The organism is Pseudarthrobacter phenanthrenivorans (assembly GCF_036455295.1).
Taxonomy (GTDB): Bacteria; Actinomycetota; Actinomycetes; order Actinomycetales; family Micrococcaceae; genus Arthrobacter; species Arthrobacter phenanthrenivorans_C.
Map to the genome: position 1 here is coordinate 88,668 of NZ_JAYXNX010000004.1, position 18,245 is coordinate 106,912.

Annotated in this window: 16 protein-coding genes; 8 read left to right on the top strand and 8 right to left on the bottom strand. The window is 61.5% G+C overall.

What is annotated here, in order from left to right; genetic code table 11:
* Positions 1–97: 97 nt before the first annotated feature.
* Positions 98–508, bottom strand: coding sequence for a hypothetical protein (locus tag VXJ37_RS06515; protein ID WP_331322238.1), 411 nt, complete (start codon positions 506–508; stop codon positions 98–100).
* Positions 509–1,037: 529 nt separating this feature from the next.
* Between VXJ37_RS06515 and VXJ37_RS06520 the strand changes: the two genes are divergently transcribed.
* The 8 genes from VXJ37_RS06520 (at position 1,038) to VXJ37_RS06555 (ending at position 9,752) form a co-directional block, all read left to right on the top strand.
* Positions 1,038–1,325 carry a hypothetical protein gene (locus VXJ37_RS06520; protein ID WP_331322239.1) on the top strand — a complete coding sequence of 96 codons (288 nt, stop codon included), beginning with the start codon at positions 1,038–1,040 and terminating at the stop codon, positions 1,323–1,325.
* 54 nt (positions 1,326–1,379) lie between these two features.
* The gene (locus tag VXJ37_RS06525; protein ID WP_331322240.1) at positions 1,380–2,696 is read left to right on the top strand and encodes a type IV secretion system protein; all 1,317 of its coding nucleotides are present in this window, start codon (positions 1,380–1,382) and stop codon (positions 2,694–2,696) included.
* Positions 2,689–4,188, top strand: coding sequence for an SCO6880 family protein (locus VXJ37_RS06530; protein WP_331322241.1), 1,500 nt, complete (start codon positions 2,689–2,691; stop codon positions 4,186–4,188). Before VXJ37_RS06525 ends, VXJ37_RS06530 begins: the two co-directional genes overlap by 8 nt.
* 83 nt (positions 4,189–4,271) lie before the next feature.
* On the top strand, positions 4,272–5,630 hold the full coding sequence (locus tag VXJ37_RS06535; protein WP_331322242.1) for an ATP-binding protein: 1,359 nt from the start codon (positions 4,272–4,274) through the stop codon (positions 5,628–5,630).
* Positions 5,631–5,905: 275 nt separating this feature from the next.
* The gene (locus VXJ37_RS06540; RefSeq protein ID WP_331322243.1) at positions 5,906–7,450 is read left to right on the top strand and encodes a type IV secretory system conjugative DNA transfer family protein; all 1,545 of its coding nucleotides are present in this window, start codon (positions 5,906–5,908) and stop codon (positions 7,448–7,450) included.
* On the top strand, positions 7,437–7,949 hold the full coding sequence (locus tag VXJ37_RS06545; protein ID WP_331322244.1) for a hypothetical protein: 513 nt from the start codon (positions 7,437–7,439) through the stop codon (positions 7,947–7,949). Before VXJ37_RS06540 ends, VXJ37_RS06545 begins: the two co-directional genes overlap by 14 nt.
* 163 nt (positions 7,950–8,112) lie before the next feature.
* Positions 8,113–9,192, top strand: coding sequence for an ArdC-like ssDNA-binding domain-containing protein (locus tag VXJ37_RS06550; RefSeq protein ID WP_331322245.1), 1,080 nt, complete (start codon positions 8,113–8,115; stop codon positions 9,190–9,192).
* A 56-nt stretch (positions 9,193–9,248) separates the two neighbouring features.
* Positions 9,249–9,752, top strand: a complete 504-nt coding sequence (locus VXJ37_RS06555) for a single-stranded DNA-binding protein (RefSeq protein ID WP_331322246.1) — start codon at positions 9,249–9,251, stop codon at positions 9,750–9,752.
* Positions 9,753–9,860: 108 nt separating this feature from the next.
* Here VXJ37_RS06555 and VXJ37_RS06560 read toward each other — a convergent pair whose 3' ends face one another.
* The 7 genes from VXJ37_RS06560 to VXJ37_RS06590 form a co-directional block, all read right to left on the bottom strand.
* On the bottom strand, positions 9,861–10,145 hold the full coding sequence (locus VXJ37_RS06560; RefSeq protein ID WP_331322247.1) for a hypothetical protein: 285 nt from the start codon (positions 10,143–10,145) through the stop codon (positions 9,861–9,863).
* A 53-nt stretch (positions 10,146–10,198) separates the two neighbouring features.
* Complete coding sequence (locus tag VXJ37_RS06565; RefSeq protein ID WP_331322248.1) at positions 10,199–10,741, bottom strand: hypothetical protein; 543 nt, start codon at positions 10,739–10,741, stop codon at positions 10,199–10,201.
* Between the two features lie 20 nt (positions 10,742–10,761).
* A complete protein-coding gene (gene mobF, locus VXJ37_RS06570) occupies positions 10,762–14,322 on the bottom strand; it encodes a MobF family relaxase (protein WP_331322485.1) in 3,561 nt (1,186 codons plus the stop codon).
* Between the two features lie 731 nt (positions 14,323–15,053).
* Entirely contained in the window at positions 15,054–16,058 is a 1,005-nt protein-coding gene (locus VXJ37_RS06575; protein WP_331322249.1) for a hypothetical protein, read from the bottom strand.
* A complete protein-coding gene (locus tag VXJ37_RS06580) occupies positions 16,058–16,540 on the bottom strand; it encodes a hypothetical protein (protein ID WP_331322250.1) in 483 nt (160 codons plus the stop codon). The genes VXJ37_RS06575 and VXJ37_RS06580 overlap by 1 nt, the downstream gene beginning before the upstream one ends.
* Positions 16,527–17,417 (bottom strand): oxygenase MpaB family protein, encoded by an 891-nt coding sequence (locus VXJ37_RS06585; RefSeq protein WP_331322251.1) that lies wholly within the window; start codon positions 17,415–17,417, stop codon positions 16,527–16,529. Before VXJ37_RS06585 ends, VXJ37_RS06580 begins: the two co-directional genes overlap by 14 nt.
* 104 nt (positions 17,418–17,521) lie before the next feature.
* On the bottom strand, positions 17,522–18,052 hold the full coding sequence (locus VXJ37_RS06590) for an SRPBCC family protein (protein ID WP_331322252.1): 531 nt from the start codon (positions 18,050–18,052) through the stop codon (positions 17,522–17,524).
* Between the last annotated feature and the right edge of the window lie 193 nt (positions 18,053–18,245).

Below are 18,245 nucleotides of genomic sequence, written 5' to 3' on the forward strand. Positions count from 1 at the left end.
TGTTCGCTGAAAGAAATTCTGATTTATCGACGGGGCGGGACCTACTTCGGGCTGTCGGCTTGTAGGCACGTCGATCAGGAAACGGCCCTGAACCTGTTCAAGCCCCTGGAGGCAGCAGCATTGACCAGATGCTCGCGGCTGCACCGCAGATCACGGCTGCGCCTACGAACGTCATGTCTGCTTGAAGTTGTTTGTAGTCTTCGTTTAGGCGCGGAATGGAGTCGTCAGCAAAGAGGACACCGCCCCTTATGTTGTAAGGCTTTCCGCTCGGGTCCTTCTTGGCATTTTCTCCGGCGTACCACTCCTCGGCTTTGTTGCGTTCCTCCTCATTGTTAGCGGCTTGTCTGAGCCCATCTCGCCGCTCGTCGAGCCAAGCAATGTGGGCTGCGCGATTCTTTTCAATGCGGATACGTCTGCGATGTTTGCCAAAAGAGAGGCCGAAGCCGACCAAGGGCAGAACGGCGGAAAGGCCGTACAGGAAGATAATCCAACACTTTGCGCAGGTCACCCGATAAAGCCTATGCCAACGGGCGGCTCTGTCTCTGCCGGTCGTCGGCCCCATCCCGTGGACTGTCTCTGAAAGATGACCGGCCTGCCCGGTATGTGCGCTCGCAGGCCACATTTTCCCTAATCGGGAACTAGGATCTAAATGCCGGCCGGTTTGATGCCTTCAGTCCGGCGGCGAGGTAGTTCGACTCCGACGCGGCGATGTAGGTTCTCCTGCAAGCAGTCTCCGATGTTGAATTAACCGCATATCGGTTATGCCTGACCAAACGAGGTTCGAACCTGCCGGGCAGCCTTGCTGCTTCCAGCAGTCTCCTCAGCCGCCTGCATCGTCGTAGCAGCAGAATGCTGTCAACGAGGTGCAATGAGTGGTGACGACAGATACTTTCGGAGCCTTGGCCGGGGACTATGGGAAGACTCCGAGGACTGCGGACCTCGTCTTGAAAACGTCAGTCATGTCGCTCGGACCCGACTCAACCATGAACCACTGAGCTCATCTGCTCACTCCATGGAATACGACGGACGGAGCACCCATGTACATTGCAGCGGTGGACCCGGGGATTACCCCGAACGCGAGTTTCCCTTTCCTTGAATCACTGAAACAAATTGGCGGCGGCATCCTTGTCGGTGCCTTCATCATCATCGCCATCGTGGCGATCATTGGCGCCGCCTTGCTGCTGGCCGGCAAGCTGAGCCAGTCCTCGCGTCTTGCCTCAAGTGGGGGAGTGATCCTTCTGTGGACAGGACCAGTGGCTGCCATTCTCGGCGGTATCAACGGCTACATCCTCTGGTCGCAGACCGCTTTTCCTCTCGGGTTCTAGGTCATGCCCGTTGAGTGCGATCTCAATGGATGGTGGCCACCAGGCTGCGGCCTCGTGTCACAAGCGAACGACGACGCCCTCGGTGCAGTCACGGCACTGTTTGCAAACATCCTCCAGAATATGGCGTCCTGGCTTTGGGCCTTCATCACCGGCGCGTTCACCGTGTCGAACGTGGATGAATCCCAGTGGTTGTCTATTCAGGGGCTGACCAGTTGGTGGGTGGTCGTGATGCTGACACCACTTGTCGTCGTGATGATCCTTCAGATCCTGTCAGGGCTTATAAGCCAGCAACCGAGACGCATCGGAAGGGCCATGATTGGAGGGGCCGTTGCTATTCCCCTGGTTGGTGCAGCCGTATATCTCGTCCGGCAGCTTACGCGGGCGACTGACCTAGCCTCTGCTGCTCTGCTGCAATCCATCGGTTCGGATCCCTATCTGGTGTTCATGAGGCTCTTCGGCTTCGAGCGGGCGCCAGCAGGAAGCGGTCGGGAATGGAACCTAGTCTCACTTGCTCCCGGAAACACCGGAGGGCCGGCGGGCGCGGTCATCGTGACCATGATGGCCGTCGTTGTCGTATGGATACTTGCATTCATTCTGATGTGTTCGATGATTTTCCGCTCGTTCGCCCTTGTTGTCCTGGCCGCCGTGGCACCCGTGGCGCTCATGCTGCTGCCTTGGGATAAGACGAAGTCATGGGCACGTCGATGGTGCGAGGGCGTCATCGCATTGGTCATGGCCAAGCCTCTTGCCGGAACGGTCCTTGCGGTCGCCGTGAAGCTCTTCGCCGATTCGAAGTCCTTCGCCGGATTGGCGGCCGGAACTGTCGGCATGGCCTTGGCTTGTGGTGCGCCGCTAGTGGCCATGCGTTTGGTTAGCTTCGCCGGCGGCGAACTCGCCGCAGCAGCCCAGACAGCCGGAGGTGGCCACATCCTGTCGCGCAGCAGCAGTGTGGCAGCCCGCCAGATCAGTCGGCAGGCGGGTGGCCGCCTCACCCTCGCTAGCCTGGTGAGTCGCTCCGCGATGACAAGGCCCGTCAGCTCACGCCCCAGCATCTTCCCGACCCAAGTTTCCGCTCCCACTGTGCCCACCACGGCGTTCCCGTCGGGATCCGGCGCAGAGTCGCGAGCCCTAAACGGAGCGTCCCCCACCACATCCCAAGAAATCCCGCAACCTGCGGACCAGGGGTTCGTGACTGTAATACCCCAAAGCCAAGACGCGGCCCCGCCAACGCCTGTAGGACGGACCCCTTCGGGGGAGCGCGCACCGCGAGCGCAGCGCAACGGAGGCGCTGCCGGCCAAGCAAGAATGCAACCTCCGAAACCCCAGCCACCAAGAATTGATCCTCCGAAGGGCGGAACCCCTGATGTCTGAAGACGCGCGTGCCCTCGAAGCCGTCAAGTTCCCCAGATATGAACGCCGCGGCTTCTTCCTAGGGCTCAAGTGGTATCAATTGCTGATCGTGAGCGGGGGAGTTGCGGTCGCCGTCGTGGCTTCTGCGAGTCACGGCCCCGCCGGATTGTTTACCTCCGGGCCTATGTGGCTCGGGCTTGTACTGCTCGGAATCCTGCAGTACTCCCGCATCCCCTATCCGGTCTGGGCAAAACAGATCGCTGTATTCTTTTGCCGGGCAGCAGCAAATCAGACACGGTTTCTCGCCAAGCCTCAGGCTCCGCAGCTTGCCGGCCGGCTTGCCCTTCCCGGCGGGCTGGGCAACCTGGAAGTCCGGACGACGGCCAACGGCGAATGCTTCATTGTTGACCGCCATGGCAGGGAAGCGATCGCAGTCCTGCGCTGCAGCACCACGTCCTTTGCGTTGTTGGATTCTGACGACAAGGCGTGGGCCGTTCAAGCGTGGTCGCGTGTTCAAGCCGGGATGGCCCAGCGGCAAAGCGTAGCCCGGATTGCAATCCAGGATTACACGGTGCCTTATCCGTCCTCTGCATTGTGGGACTTCTACCGCGACAATGCGCTGCAGGCTGCGAACGGCGACGAGACGCTGAGCTGGGGACGGCGCGCCTATGAGGATCTCTTGGGTGCAGCCGGGGCAACCATGAGCCACGAACTCCTCGTCGCGGTCGTGCTGGACACAAGCAAGGCACGACGGCGGATCAAGGAGTCCGGTGGAGGGCTCAGCGGTATTGAACACGTCCTCCGGCTGGAAGTCGAAGCCCTGCGCACGTCGTTAGGCACCCACAGTGTGAAGGTCGAGGAATGGATCGACGAGTCGGAGCTGCTGGGAACCATACGAGCAGCATTCGATCCTGCTTCTTTACCTCCAATTAAATCGTCCTTCGCCACTGTCCCTCTGCTGGAGGGTTCAGCCACTGCCGAGGCGGTTCACCGTCACCTGCAGGGGCCGATGGGCGTCGAGGAACATTGGACCTATTTGCGTACCGACAGCGGGTTCCACCAAACCTTTTGGGTCGCCGAATGGCCGAGACAGAAAGTCTTCCCGGGCTTCCTGCATCCGTTAATTTATGTCGGCGAGTTCCGCCATACCTTCACTGAAGTTGTCCGAGCGGTGCCGACGGCTGAAGCACTGCGGGACATTCGCTCCGCGCAGGAGGCCCACGAAACCCGTCGCCGCATCAATGCGCGCTTCGACAGGCCGCTCACCCGTGAGCAAAAGGCCGAGGAAGAAGAAGTGGCCCAAAGGGAGGAAGAGATAGTTGCCGGCCACGGTGACGTTCGCCCGGCGGCCTACCTGACCGTCACGGCAACCTCGTTGGAAGACCTGGCGCGGCACCGTCAGGAACTGGAATCTGCTGCTGCGGGGGCGTTCGTAGAACTGCGGCTTCTGTACGGGCAGCAATGGGCGGCGTTTGTCGCCGGTGGACTGCCCCTAGGGAGAGGATTGCGGTGAAGCCGGCCATGAAGAGCTTTGAGTATCTTCCTTCCGGGAAAAAGGGGAGGGAAGGGAAAGCACGACGGCGCACGCCATCGTCCGTGGCCACGGGGACGGACTCAGCACTCACCAAGGGACGGTTCGATTTTGAGGCCTTCAGTCTCGGCGGGGACTGGGGCAGCAAGGAGCCGAACTCCCTGCGGGGACCTCACCGGTTGCGTCCTGCCCCGCACCGCGCCTCAACGATGACCTTCGCCGCCGCGTACCCATTCCTTACTGAGTCAGGTCTTGGGCACGAAGGAACCTACATCGGCACCGACGTCTTTGGCTCCGGCGCCTTCTCGTACGACCCCTGGATCCTCTACGACAAGGGCATCATCAGCGGCCCATCCATTGTTGTGATCGGCACCGTGGGCACCGGCAAATCGATGTGCGGCAAATCCCTGGTAGCACGCTCCATCACTTTGGGGCGGAAGGCAGCTGTTGCCTCGGATCCCAAAGGCGAGTGGGTCGCCGTCGCCAAAGCCGTAGGTGGAAAGGTCATCAGCGTTGGCCCGGGCCGACCCGCAAGAGTCAACCCTCTCGACGCCGGCCCGCGCCCCAGGGCCCTCGCCGAAGCACAGTGGCAAGCAGTGGTGAGGCAGCGTCGGAGGTATCTCCTTGTCGCCTTGGTTTCCCTCATGCGCCAAGGCACGCCCCTTCGCCCCGTGGAACACACGGCATTGGACATCGCGCTCATGGAGACCATGTCTGAGAACTCGAATCCCACATTGCCCATGGTGCTGGACCACCTGTTGAAACCCTCGAAGGAAATGATCGCGCTTGTCGGCACAGAGGGCGGAACGGCAGTCAGCCATTCCTTGAGGCGCACCGTGTCCGGTGACCTCGAAGGGATGTTCGATGCACCTTCCACAGTCGCTTTCGACGCTGATGCTCCCATGATGGTGATGGACACCTCCGCCCTGATCGGGGCATCAGAGCAGGCGCTGTCACTGGCCGCCGCCTGCGGTGCCACCTGGCTGGAGGCGGCCATCACGAACCCCGACGGCGGAAAGCGGCTTGTCGTGTACGACGAGGGGTGGCGAATGCTAGCCGACCCTTACATGCTGGCGAAGATGAGCGAACAGTGGCGGCTCGCCAGAACGTACGGGATCGCGAACCTGCTGATCATGCACAAGGTGGCCGACCTCAACGAGATCGGAGACAGCACCAGCGGACACCGGCAGAAGGCATTGGGTCTGCTGACTGAGGCGGACACCAGGATCATCTACCGCCAAAAGCACGACGCCATGCGGCTGACAAAGGAAGCGCTCGGCCTCACCGAAGCGGAATGTGAACACGTTGAGAACCTTCCGAAAGGTGTCGGGCTCTGGAAAGTAGGGAACCGCTCGTTCATCGTGGCTAACCGCGTGACCACTGACGAGCTTGCCGTGTTCGGCACAGATGACAGGATGCTGTGAAGCGGCCAGGCGGCCCTCGGGCCGCAAGCGATAACCCGCTGGTCACCGCTGGGCTCATCGGGGCGGCGGCGTACGTGTGCCTCTGTGCTGTCATCCAAGCTGCCGGGCACGTGGTCTTGTCCTGGCGATGTGGCACTACACCGCCGTCGCCCTTCAACCCGGCAGCCGCCGTCGGACTTCTCGCCAACCGGATGGACTGGATAGTGGCGCCACGCTCAGGCTGTTCAGTAAGCACCGACGCTGTCTGGTGGGTCCTGGCCCCCGCGCTGCTTCTCGTGGGTTCGCTCGCCGTAGGTGCCGTCGTCATATGGCAACGGTGGAAGCAGTCCGGCGGATGGCTGCGGCAGGACATTCTGAACCGCGACGGCGTTGCCCGCCGTGCCGAGATCCTCCACGACTTCGGGGCAAGGGCTGTGCGGAGAAGAGGAAAGTTCACCAGGCCAGGCCTTGAAAACCCTTCTGTGCAGGACGTGTCGTGGACGCTGGGCCGCTCCCGCGGCGTCACCGTTCATGTCTCCACAGAGGAGTCGATGGTGATCCAGGGTGCTCCGCGTTCCGGTAAGGGCTTGTACGTCGTCATCAATGCGATTCTTGACGCGCCCGGGGCAGTTGTCACGACATCCACGCGTGCGGACAACCTGGTGGTGACGATGAAGGCGCGGGCCACCGGTGGGCGACCCGTGACGGTCTTTGACCCACAGGGTATGTCGGGGATCCCGTCATCACTTCGCTGGTCGCCAGTCCGTGGCTGCGAGGACCCGGACATCGCCACCCGGCGAGCCCTGGTCATAACTGCGGATACTGAGATGAAAGGCGAGAACGCTGCCTGGCAGAAGCGCTCGCTGATCGTTCTGCAATGTCTGCTTCATGCTGCAGCTTTATCTGGGGAAGGAGTGACGGCATTCCGCCGTTGGTCATCCAGCTCCGTATTGGCGAGGGAAGCTCTCGAGATTCTAGGCCGGCCGGGGGCTGCGCTGGGATGGCAGGCAGATCTGATGGGCATACTGGAGGATGACCCAAGGAACACCTCGAACTCATGGATTGGGGTTTCGGCGGCGGTAGCACCTTTGTCCTCGCCGAAAGTCTTGGCCGCGCTCAATCCGCAGGATGAGTCCGAGGAGTTCGACCCGAAAACGTTCATCCGGGATCGGGGAACGCTTTATCTCATCGGAACCCGCGCCGGCGCGGCTGCCGCGGGGCCCTACTTGTCAGCACTGATCGATGACATAGACAATGCAGCGCGGGAGATGGCCTTCGTCTCTCCGGGCGGGCGGTTGGAGCCGCCCCTTTCCCTGATCCTGGACGAGATCGCTAATCTCGCCCCTTGGCCCGGGCTGCCTGTGGCACTGTCCGACGGCGGCGGCATCGGAATCTCAACGCTCGTCGTTTTGCAGTCGTTGTCGCAGGCCCGTTCAGGTTGGTCCATTGATGAGGCGTCGACCATCTGGGACTCGGCGATCATCAAAGTAATTTTCGGGGGCGGATCCGACGAGCAGGATCTGCGCTCCCTTGCAGGGTTGCTGGGTGAACGCAGTCTTACCCTCACCACCAGGTCCTGGTCATCCCAGGGCAGGCAGGACGGCGAGCAGATACGCGAAAGCCCCGTAATCGCTCTGGATGAAATACGGCGGCTGCCCGCGGGAACGGCGCTCATGCTGGGCCGGCGTACTCGACCGATCCTTCTGGACCTTCTTGAGTGGCACAAGCGCAAGGACGCAGGGGAGCTGCGCCGGCTGAAAGCCGAGATGGAGCGCGTATTGGCCGACGGACACAGGGAACGCCAGCAGAAGGCGGAAGGGGTGCCGGATGCGCAGCCATGACGAGACGGACGAGTTCGACGTCCAGTCGGCCAGCTCCTTTGGGGACGATGAAATCACCGCTCAGCTCTTCCGGTCTGCATTTAGTGGGCCTTCCGCCTCCAAAAGCGTCACCCGCCGTTGGCGGGAGATGACGCCTGAACAGTCGCAGGAAGTCTGGGGTGTCCTCACCTCGTGGGTGAGATGGCTTGTGGCCACTTACCAACTGACGACGTCGGTCGTTCCCGATTGCTGGTGGCGCCACCCTGAAATCGTGGCTGAGCTGTACGCGCTCCACCGCGCGGAGCTCGCCTCCTACACTCAAGATGACCCGGGCTTCGGCCCGCTTGCCTTTCATGAACGGCTCCCGCACGCCATCGAACGTCTGAGGATGCACACCCGGACGGCGGGATGCGTTGGGCTGCAGGCGCACAAGGAGCCTGCACCTCGAATCCTGGCTGATGATGATCCCGCCTTTGTTGAGTGGCGCAAGGCTGCTCACCAGCTGATTGCTGACTTTTGAGTCATGTCGCTCTTGTAGTGCTTGGCCATGAACGGGTGTCTGCGCAGCAATGCTGCGGTCCGAAGAAGCATGAAGGGTGGCTGTCGTGGCCGCTACACCTGAAGTTCCCCTTACCAACTTGTCTGTCCAAGGCTCCCCGGAAGCCGGTCAAAGCGCTCGCCGCATGGCCGCTGAGAAACGCATTGTCTCGTTGATGGAAGGGTTGCACTCCATCTTGGAAGAGGCCGTCGAGTCACCTTCACATTGGCAGGTCTTGCTTGATGCATCGGCCAATTTGTGGCGGTACTCCGGCGGCAACGTTGCACTGCTCATGATGCAGATGGCGCAGAGGGGGACAAATGAGCCGACGCTGGTCGCGGGGTACAAGGAATGGGAACGACAGGGCCGCACCGTTCTTCGGGGCGAGCATGCCCTGTGGGTCATTGCACCCCGGACCGCCCGTGTGCAGCAGATGCTCCTGCCCGACGGTACGCGCCAGCGCATTCCTGTGGGCGACAAACCACCCAACGGTGCTATCGACGAGGGGAAGAAGACCCTCATCACCGGTTGGCGCGGCCAGGCAGTCTTCGACGTCTCGCAGACCCAGGGGGAGCCGCTGCTGGTGCCCAGACCGAGTGAAGCCTCGGCCCTCGACGCTCCGCAGCTATGGGATTCATTGGCCCGGGTTGCACGCACTCACGGCTTCTCGATCCAAGTCACCGATGCGCAGTTCGGCCTGACGAGCGGTTTTACCGATTTTGCACAACACCAGGTTCAAGTAGGGGGCTGGCTGACTGCGGAGGAGCGCGTCGCCGTGCTGGCTCATGAGCTCGGCCATGTCCTGCTGCATGGACCCGACGACAAGGTGGGAAAGCTGTACGGGAGCAGCGTGGAGCATCGCGGGCTTGCCGAAGTCGAAGCCGAGTCTGTGGCGTACACGATCCTCAAGGCTCATGGCATTGACCGGGGTCCCCAATCCGCCAGCTACTTGTCCGGTTGGGCTGACGCGGTGATTGAAGCAGAGCATTCAGTCGCGGCTCGCAATTCTCCGAGGCAACCCGCCTCGCGGGTCGACATTGCGAAGTCAGTACTAGGCCGTGTCACGGCGGCAAGCAAGGACATCCTCGAAGCTACGAATCCTCCGGGTTTGGGCGGGAAGGTTCCGCCCGGTGAAGCCTCGCCTCGGCTGCAAGGTCAGGACTCATGCGCTGGCCCGCAGAATCTGGCCGGGCCTTCTCGAGGATTGGAGATTTCCGGCCCGTAGGGGCGACAGAAGTGTTGGACGGGAGAGCCCCGTCTGCAAGAGAAAGGGCAGAAGCTATGAGTACTAAGATCCCGGTCAACATCGCCGGCAACCTTGTCGCGGACCCTGAGCTCACTTACGGTGAGTCCGGGGTCGCGCATACCAAACTACGCGTGGCCGTGAACCAGCGGATTCAAGGAGCAGATGGCGCCTGGCACGATGGAGATCCAGTCTTCCACAACGTTTCCGCCTTTCGGGCGCTCGCAGAGAATGCCTCGAATTCGCTCAAGAAGGGGGATCCCGTCACGGTATCGGGTGAACTCGAATTCCGCGCATTCGAAAAGGACGGAGAGCGGCGGGAAGCCCGTCGGATTGTTGCTGAAACCATTGGTCCTGACCTTCGCTTCGGCACTGCAGCATACCAGCGCTCTCCCCGGGCCGCAGCAGGCCCGGAAGCTGCGGTAGATGCGGGTGTGCAAGCGGCACCGGAGGCTGCCCAGCCCGCCTACAGCATCTCGACAAAAGGGCCGGTGGCCGTGCCCCCTTTAGGCGGACCAGCCCGGGCTGAGATTAGCCTCTGACCGGGGACCAGCGGGCTCAGGAAGCAGCTCTATTGCCTGGTACAGGTCTACAAATTGCGATGGCCTGGTCCTCTGGGGACCAGGCCATCGCCGTGCGCGGAAGCTTCACTACAGCGCACTGCTGCCCTTCCACTCTTCAGGCTTTACCCGCCTGATGCTCGAGGAATGCGCCCACCCCATGTGGTACTTGCCGGAAGAATCCAGCCATTCGATGAGGCCGTACTGGTGCGTCCATCCAACGGCCTTGCCGTAGATCCCGCCTACATACACAAGCGGACGGCCATACTTCGGGAAATCCCGGAGAGGTGCAGGGTCGTCTATGGGCCGGCTGGCTTCGGCGTCCATGCGAATCATCATTCGCTCGACATCTTCAGGGGAGCCGGACTTGATCATGAAGCCATTTTAGAACATATGTTCGAATGCGTTCACCGAAAGTCTCCGTGGTGTCATTGCTGCAGCTGGGCTGGTCGTCCCTCCGCGGGTGCCCAAGCCAAGCAGTCGGCGGCGCTAATGAAGTAAGCATCCGGCCACGGGGCCCCTGGCCTGACTTGTGCCGGGTCGGGGGTGATGAGCAGGATGGATCCTGGCCAGACGGGCTCCGGCAGCGCTTCTATCCAGGCGCGCTGCACATGGTCGAAGCGGTTCCACAGGATGGTCACCCAAGACCCGGTCGGTTGAGTCGCATCAACATTCAGCAGAGTCACCTCTGTCGTGGTGCCGCTCGCCAGTTTGAGACTGTTAAAGACTCTCCAGCGCTCTTCGGCATGTGCCTGCCACTGGCGGGATTCAGAGATGCGCTTCCACCAGAGCAGGCCCAGGAGAAGCGCAGCTGCCAGCCAAATGCCGCAGACAATCACAGTCACCGAAAGCGGGAGGCTGACGGCCGGGAAAAGTGCCAGAAAGAGAACGAGGAGTATCAAGACGCCGGCACTGGTCGATACCAGGGCGACTGTCGCAACTCTGGGTTTCATCACCGGATTTTCGACCATCGTCTTGTCCCTTTATCAGCTTAGAGCTGCCAGCCTGCGCTGGTAAGGACGACGTGCTGTGGAGAGAGCAATTCCCTTAAACTGGGTCCGGGGTGAGGAGGTTTTACACGGGAGTGGGCGTTGTCGATGGCCTGATTGAGTAGTTCACGCTGAGCAATTTGTTCCCACTCATAGTCGGCCGGAGGCAGGCCCAGGGGCAGGGGAGAGTCCGGCAGCGCCCACCTGTCGCGAAATACGGCAACGTCACGGACCAGCTGCCAGGTTTCGCGGCTGCTGCTCTCTCCGACGGCTTCGAGCAGAGCACGTTTCCATTCAGGGTCCCCTGTCAGAGCTGACAGGTTCACGGACTCGATCCTCTTTGTTATGCGTGCCTTGACTTGCTCGATCATCTCCGCCAAGTCAGGGCGGCTGGGCGTAAGTTTCTCGGTCATGGGTCCAACAGCCGTTGACGGCATCCCCTTCACGAAGCGGCGCAGGCGTGTGCTGAGAACAGCACACCGGTCGTTGGCACGGGTGGTGTCGTAGCCGACCTGGGCCAGTATGCGTTCCGCACTCGAGCGGCCGATGGCTGTGGCCTTCCGCCATGCCGCGACGGCTGCGCCCCACGACGGAGATTGTTCGAATTCCTGCGACGCTCCGGGCGCATTCTCATCCATCCACTGTTTTAGGTCCAGCCCTGCGGCGATCTGCGCGAGATAGTCATACTCTCCGTAGAGCCGCTCGAGGCTGTCAGCCTTTCTGAGTTCGGCGTCGCGTACCTCGTGTGCGGTCCGTTCGGCACCTTCAGCCGCGAGCACCTCGCCAAGAATGCCCTGCCATGAGAGCTGTAGTGATGGATCGACAGCCGGGTGGCCGTCGTCGTCACCTTCGCTGACGTAGGCAAAGTTGCCGGCGCGGCCACGGGTCATGCTCACGTACAGCAGCTCGCGGGTGAGCCGGCCCTGAGTGACCACCGTGTGGCCGGTGTCCACCGTAACGCCCTGGGAGCGATGTGCCGTTGTCGCATAGCCCAGCTCGACAGATGACTCCAGGTACGCTCGGGGGAGTATGACAGTCGCGCCGGTGTCCCGCCGCCGAGCCAGCAGCGAGCCGTCGCGAAGATAAATCTGTTGGACGTCGAACAGCGTTCCATTACTCACGAAATTACCGTCGCTGTCGATTAGCTTTCGGTTATTTCCGCGGGCGATGACCGTGTCACCGGAACCCGCTCGTAGGCCATCGCTGAGAAGCAGTGTGTGCTCGGGATCCACTTCACCTTGGGCAACACGATCCGCCTGCGCCCGTTCATTGAGCAAGCCGACCGTTTTATTGTCGGCGGCGATGAGGATGGATGACTTTCCTGCTCGAGTATCTATCTGCCACGCGAGGTACGCCTTGTCAGCCATATCCACGTAGCTACCGTGCCGGATCCGCCCATGTCGGGCATAGTCGGCAATGGCTGAGTACTCACCCCTCCGGAGCTTCAGCGATGATGCACGCTCCCACTCTTCATGGAATCTCCAGACGGTGGTAAGCCGCATTGCCTTTCCTTCCCGATCGAGCCAGCCAAGGACACCGCCGGCATCGATCGCGTCCAGCTGGCCCGGGTCGCCCACCAAAAGAATCTTTGCATCGGCCTCCCGCGCTTGGTGCACCAGGGCGGCAAGCTGGGAAGTGGAAACCATCGAAGCCTCATCAATGATGATCAGCTGGTTTGCCCGGAAACACCACCGCTCCTGAGTGGCAGCGAGACGGGCAGCTTCCTGGGCGAACGCTATGCTCCGGCGCTCGCCGACGTGAGACATTTTCAGCTGGGCCTGTATATCGAAGAAGCGCTCGGCCCTGAAACAGGCTCCTTGCCCCGCCGACTCGTGCAGCCACTTTGTGACATTCTCGGTAGCCATAGCGAGTTCGCGCCCCAGCACATCCGCGCTCGCAGCTGCCGGAGCAAGCCCGACGACGCTTCCGGCGCCGTGCTCTGCCTCCCACGCGGCCTTGACCGCGCTCAGTGTCGTGGTCTTGCCCGTGCCGGCCGGCCCAACCAGGGCATCCAGCCGGTGCCCGCTGAGAATGACGTCGGCCACTGCGGCGCGCTGATCGGAGTGAAGCTCCGGCCTGCCTGCCTGTCTGACATGCTCAAGGGAATCCATGACGACGTCGGCACGCACCACCGGGCCGCCGCCGTCGTTTCTTGCCCCCCTGATCGTGTCCTCCCACGCGAGCGTTGACGTGTCGGTATACAGCCGGGATCCGTGAAAGTCGAAGACGCTGCGTTCCCGGAGCCGGAGGTCCGCGGCTGCGGACGGAGGGAGGCTGTAGCGGTATTCGTTCAGCGGTACTGACTGTTGTTCCGCCGCGTCGGCAAGGGCGCTGATCAGTGCACTCCGGTCCGCAGCCGTCCGGCAGCGGATCTGGGCGCAGACCCGCTCAGCCTCAGCGAGTAGGTTCCAGCGGTTCCAGGTAGAGCGCCTGGCGGCGACGCGTTCACGAGCAACCGTGGCGACGGAGCAGATCCAATCAGCGGTGAAGTCCGTAAAGCGGAACGGTGAACCCTTGGAGCGTTGAACGGCGGCGGCGATAACGTCAGCCGGTTGGAATCCTCTGGCTATGGACCGCGCCCGCCATTGCCTTGAGAGCTCGCGCAAAGGAGTAGGGAGGTCTGCCTTTGGGGCTCGCGTGGCGAGGGTGGCTTGCTGACGAAGCTTGATTATTGTTGCTGCGGTCGGCGGATGGCCGTGCCCGGTGGTCCATTCCGCTACGAGGCGGTCTGTTTCCAGATTGATGAGACGGGAACGATTGGAAAACTCTCGGATTAGTTCGTCATCTATCCCGGTCAGCTGCTGGCTGGGGTTACGGGTATTGGCGGACGGGGACCGGATTTCGGTGGCGCTTCCGAGCTTCCGGTCCAAGGCATCGAACAGGAGTCCGTTGTAATGTTCGCTTGCAGCGACGGCGGCCTTATACAGCGTGCGGGAGTCGAGGGTTACCCACGCTCCGTCAGTGACGCGCTGGACCCGGTTGGCGATGACCAAGTGCGTGTGCAGCTGCGGGTCACCCGTGCGAGATTCCCAGTGGTCGAAGGCAGCTGCGATGGCTCCCATGGTGCCGACATGGGCCACGCCGTTCCGTCCGGCCCGGGTGTGAATGACGTTCTCTTCGAGCCATGACAGTGTCGCTGCTACCGATTCACGATGGGTTTGCAGGATCTGTTCCTGAGCGAGGCGAGGGCTGAGGGCCCAAAGAACCGACACGGATTTTGGCACGCTGAAGGTTAGGTCGAAGCCGACGACGGCGTGACGTAGGGTCGGGGGACCGGTCTTGTTGTCGACGACGGAGGGCTGGTTGTGAGGACGGCCGAGCGGATGCAATGTCTCAGGATGCACGGCTGAGTCGAACACTGCCTTGGCGTCGGTTTCAGTGACCGGCACCCCGGCCGTGCGATCGATGCCTCTGAGCCCGGCACCGATCCATCGTCCTTCGGGTGTGCCGGCGTTCAGGTAGTAAGTGGTTGCATCTGCGGGAGAAACGGCAAGATCATTCATCATTGTCGTTTTGAAAAGGTAGCGGAGGCCCGACTGTGCCGAGAGCCGCGCGATGGACATCGTCACGTCCGGGGGACTCCTGCCTGCCGGTTCGCAGGATCCCATCCACGCCGGCGCATGATCTCCAATGTCTTAGCGTCAAGCGCGACTCCCTTTGCCTGGGCAACTGAGACAAGCCACGCCGCGATATGTGCCAGATCCTGGACATTGGTCCTTTGTGCTCGTTTCAGGCGGGCAACTTCAGACTGCAAAATGTTGTTGCCCCGGAGTTGTTCGGACTTCTCGGCCTCGAGTCTGTCGATTTCGGAGGCCTGGGCGCGGAGCTTGGAGGTGAGTATGTCTCGCTGGCGTTGACACGAGGTTGTCGTGGCGTCCAGTTGACTTTTGATTGCTTGGAGTTGGGCTTTGAGGTGAGGGGCAGTCGTTTTCGGTGCCGGAGCCACTGCTGAACGACTGGCGAGCCGGCGTTTGCGGTCCCGGTGCCGATTGGCGCAACGAGTGGAACAGAATCTTTGACTCGTCCGTGAGGGATCGAACGAGCAATTGCAGTCAGCACAAGTTTTTGTATTCACGTCCGTTCATCAAGGCCGACGCCAACGGCAACATGACTGGCCGTGGGTCGCGGCTCACGCTGACGGCCTTGGATGCCAGAGGTGTGAGGGAAGGTACTGCTGCGGTTGAGGGCTTGAGACAGCGGGGTGGCACGTTGATAGGTTTCGTAGGCGGACAGTTGTAGCCGGTGATGAGGTTACGCGGCTCTAAGCGTTGGATGGCTGGTGGTGATGCACGCCTTATGGTGCCATCTGGGTTCTGCTGCGGCTTTCAAGCTCTCGTTCGGCGCTTTCGACAATGAAATGGTCCCGTGCGCTGAGTCGCTGTCCTGCGACGGGGTTGGCCATCTCGCAATCGCGGATCTCCACTAGTCGCCGATGAAGCTGCGTTTGGGCGTGGCGGCAAAAGAAGAGCAGCGGAGTGGCGCGCCGGTTCTGCAGCACCAGCTCATGCCGGCCATAAGCAACGTTGTTCCAGATGGGGCCGATCTTGACGAGCATCACCCGCGCACGCAGCCCGAGGATGCCGTGCCTGAGGCGGCCAGCCATCCGGGGGATGAGTAGGCCGAAGCTGACAAGCAGGACAGCAAAGGTTTCGCCTATCCAATACAGGTTGGTCAGGGCAATGGCAGCGGGGCTATCGGCGCCTTCGGTTCCGGTTACAACCCCATACAGCAGACGGTCGAGGAGGACCAGGGCAAACAAAACACAGCCGCCGGCGATAAGAATGAACGCCGAGCGGAAGACTTTCGCGCCCATGCGGGGAATGTGGCTGCGGCAGACCCTGGCTATGTCGAGACACACCCACATAATGAATGCAGATCCCGTCCAAAGGAAGACCGCCATGCCCGGCTGATCGCCATATCTCAGCGGCAAGTTGGGATCCGTCGTATCCACACGGCTCCCGAGAAACCCTGCCGTTACCGCGATGCACGCAGCTAAGGTAACCCAACCACCCAAGGCGAGTTGCCGCCGTCGTATTCCTGCGTCCGGTACTGCCGCGAGCAACATTGCTGTTCGGAACTGCCAGAACCCAAGGAGGAGAGACAGGAGGGTGACCAGGCCAATGCGGTTGTGGCCGCCGAGGAGGGGATCGCCCCAGTAGTAGACGGCAGGAACATAGAGCGTACAAGCGATCGCGGCCAAGATGGTTGCACGGAACACGCTTCCGCGCTCGGGATCCAATGCGGCAGGCAGCCTGAGGATGGTCAACACCCAAAGTGCGGCGGCCGGTACCGCTTCCATCAGCCGAATACGCGCCGAAACGCTAGGGGTTCGGTCGTAGGCTCGGTTTCGCTGTTGATTATCCGCGTCGCAAGCTGGTCGGCGAGGGCCTCAGCTGTTAGCTCCGCGTCATCGGTGTAGCTGCTGCGACCAAGGGCGCGCACGACATCCACGTCGATATCGGGGAGGAGGGCGGCCGCGAGTTCCTCATGTGTTCTCTGTAGGTCATGGCAGAGGATCATGTGGCTGAATTCGTGCAGGATTATTTGCTGCCGGTGCCAGGCGGACTTCACTGGCGCGTGGAGGACGATGTCCAGGTCCGTGCAGACCAGCCAGATGCCGCAGAGCTCCGTTCCAGCCAAGCCGGGCAGCTCATCAATTTGTATCTTCGTGCCGCGTTGCGCTTCCAGTTTGTTCTGGATGAACTGCAGGGTGGCGTCGCCCGGCAAGCCGAAGGATTTCTCCGCCTTACGGGCTATCTTTCGCGCGTCACGATAATTCATGGCTGGCGGTTTTCGGCTGCGGAACGTTGTCGGGACCGATCTGATCCAGGGAGTATCCGCCTGGGTACAACGATGAGCCGGCTTTGCCCGGAGTGAAATGAGGGTTCTGTCCGAGAGGCCGGCGCCGGCGGATGGCATTGCGGATGGCCAGCCCACGCGTCATAAGGCCTGATGAGACCGGGCTCGGGCGGGGGAGTCCGAGTGCTTCGACAAGGCGCTCGTCGTCAAGCATCACGCTGATGATGTGGCTGGCGAAGGGCCGCAGCGGGCGCGGCAACCGGCTCTGGAAGACCTGCAGTGTTGCGTCCATTAACTGTTGGCCTTCAGCTGATGGAGCGACGTGGGTTGCCTCGTAGCGGTCGAAGAACTGCTCGGCTTCAGCGTAGGTAGCGGGAATTCCAGCAATGTTCATCCGAGCGCCAAGCTCGGTGAAAAAGCTCGAAGCCGCAGCGAGTTCAGCTGACGTTGGCTGTCGCCAGCCATGGTGCTGGGTCCATCTGATGGGCACTACCAGCAGGGTGAGGAGGACGTAGAGGAAGTCTTCCTTGCTGCCGGGGACGTTGCGGTGCGCGCGGTTGAGAAGAGCGATCATTTCGCGCCCTCGGTCGCTATCGAGGCCGGACGCGATGAGCTCGTAGATGACGATCGCTGTGTCGTAGGAACGCTTCATTGGCCGCTGTTGTATCTCGCCGTTGGCGTGAAGAGTGGCCGCGATGCTTGGAATGGCGAAGTTTCGGTAGTAGGAGAGGAAGAAGCCCAGCTCCATGTCTGCTGCCAGGTCGAAGAGGACCATATGCCGGAATGTCTCTTCCCAGTCCTCCGGGGCGGCACGCTCCCGGCGGCGCTGACTTGCGGCGAGACTTGTGTGGATGATCATTGTCCCCCCATTCTTCCTGCCGCTAGAGAGCGCTCAAAGTTGAGGGTGGCACGGCTCCCCAGCTCGGCGACTGGTTCTATGGTAGGACTGTTGCAATTCCCTGACTAGGGAGACGTAGACGGGTCCACAGGGCTATTTTTGGGTACCGCCGTCAGGGCCTTGATCAGCCCTTTCTCGCCCTGGCGCATCAACAGAGCATGGGCGGCTGTGAAGGCCGGCGCTGCTACAGGTGTCAGTAGGTTCATCCAGCGCTGAGTAGGTCGTACGCGCCACTCGATGTCCATGCGGGTTGCCTGCCCTCGATCTTCGGGTATGAGCGTTACCTGGCCTTTGCCTTTCAGGTGACCGCCGGCGTCGAACTCTATATCTCGTGATGCAGCCACCTTTGTGGGGTGGATGCTGATGGTGAGCGTGTAGCCCAAAAATGCTTTGAAGCTGAGGTGCGCGGTGGTTGCCTTAAGGATGTCTGCTTGGGACGTACCCCCGGCTGGCCAACGCTCCAGAGGCGCCGCGAAACTGCAACCGGGCCACCACTGCGGCCAGCTCATGTCGATGTCCGCGATTATGGCCCACACATCTGCTGCGGGCGCGGGGAGGTGCCAGGTGGAATTGAGGTCGAAGAGACGCGACTCCATGTTGTTATCTTGGCACCTCCGCGAAGCAGGGGATGCCGATTCATCTGCCCGGCTATTGTCAGGGTTGAGTTAAAGGCTCTGGTACTGACAAATGCATCGACCCTGTTCGGACGGAGTCGGCGCTCCTGCCCGACACCAGGTTGGAGTGTACGTCAGGTAAGCAATGTCGTCCAATTTGTCGGTCCACATGGCT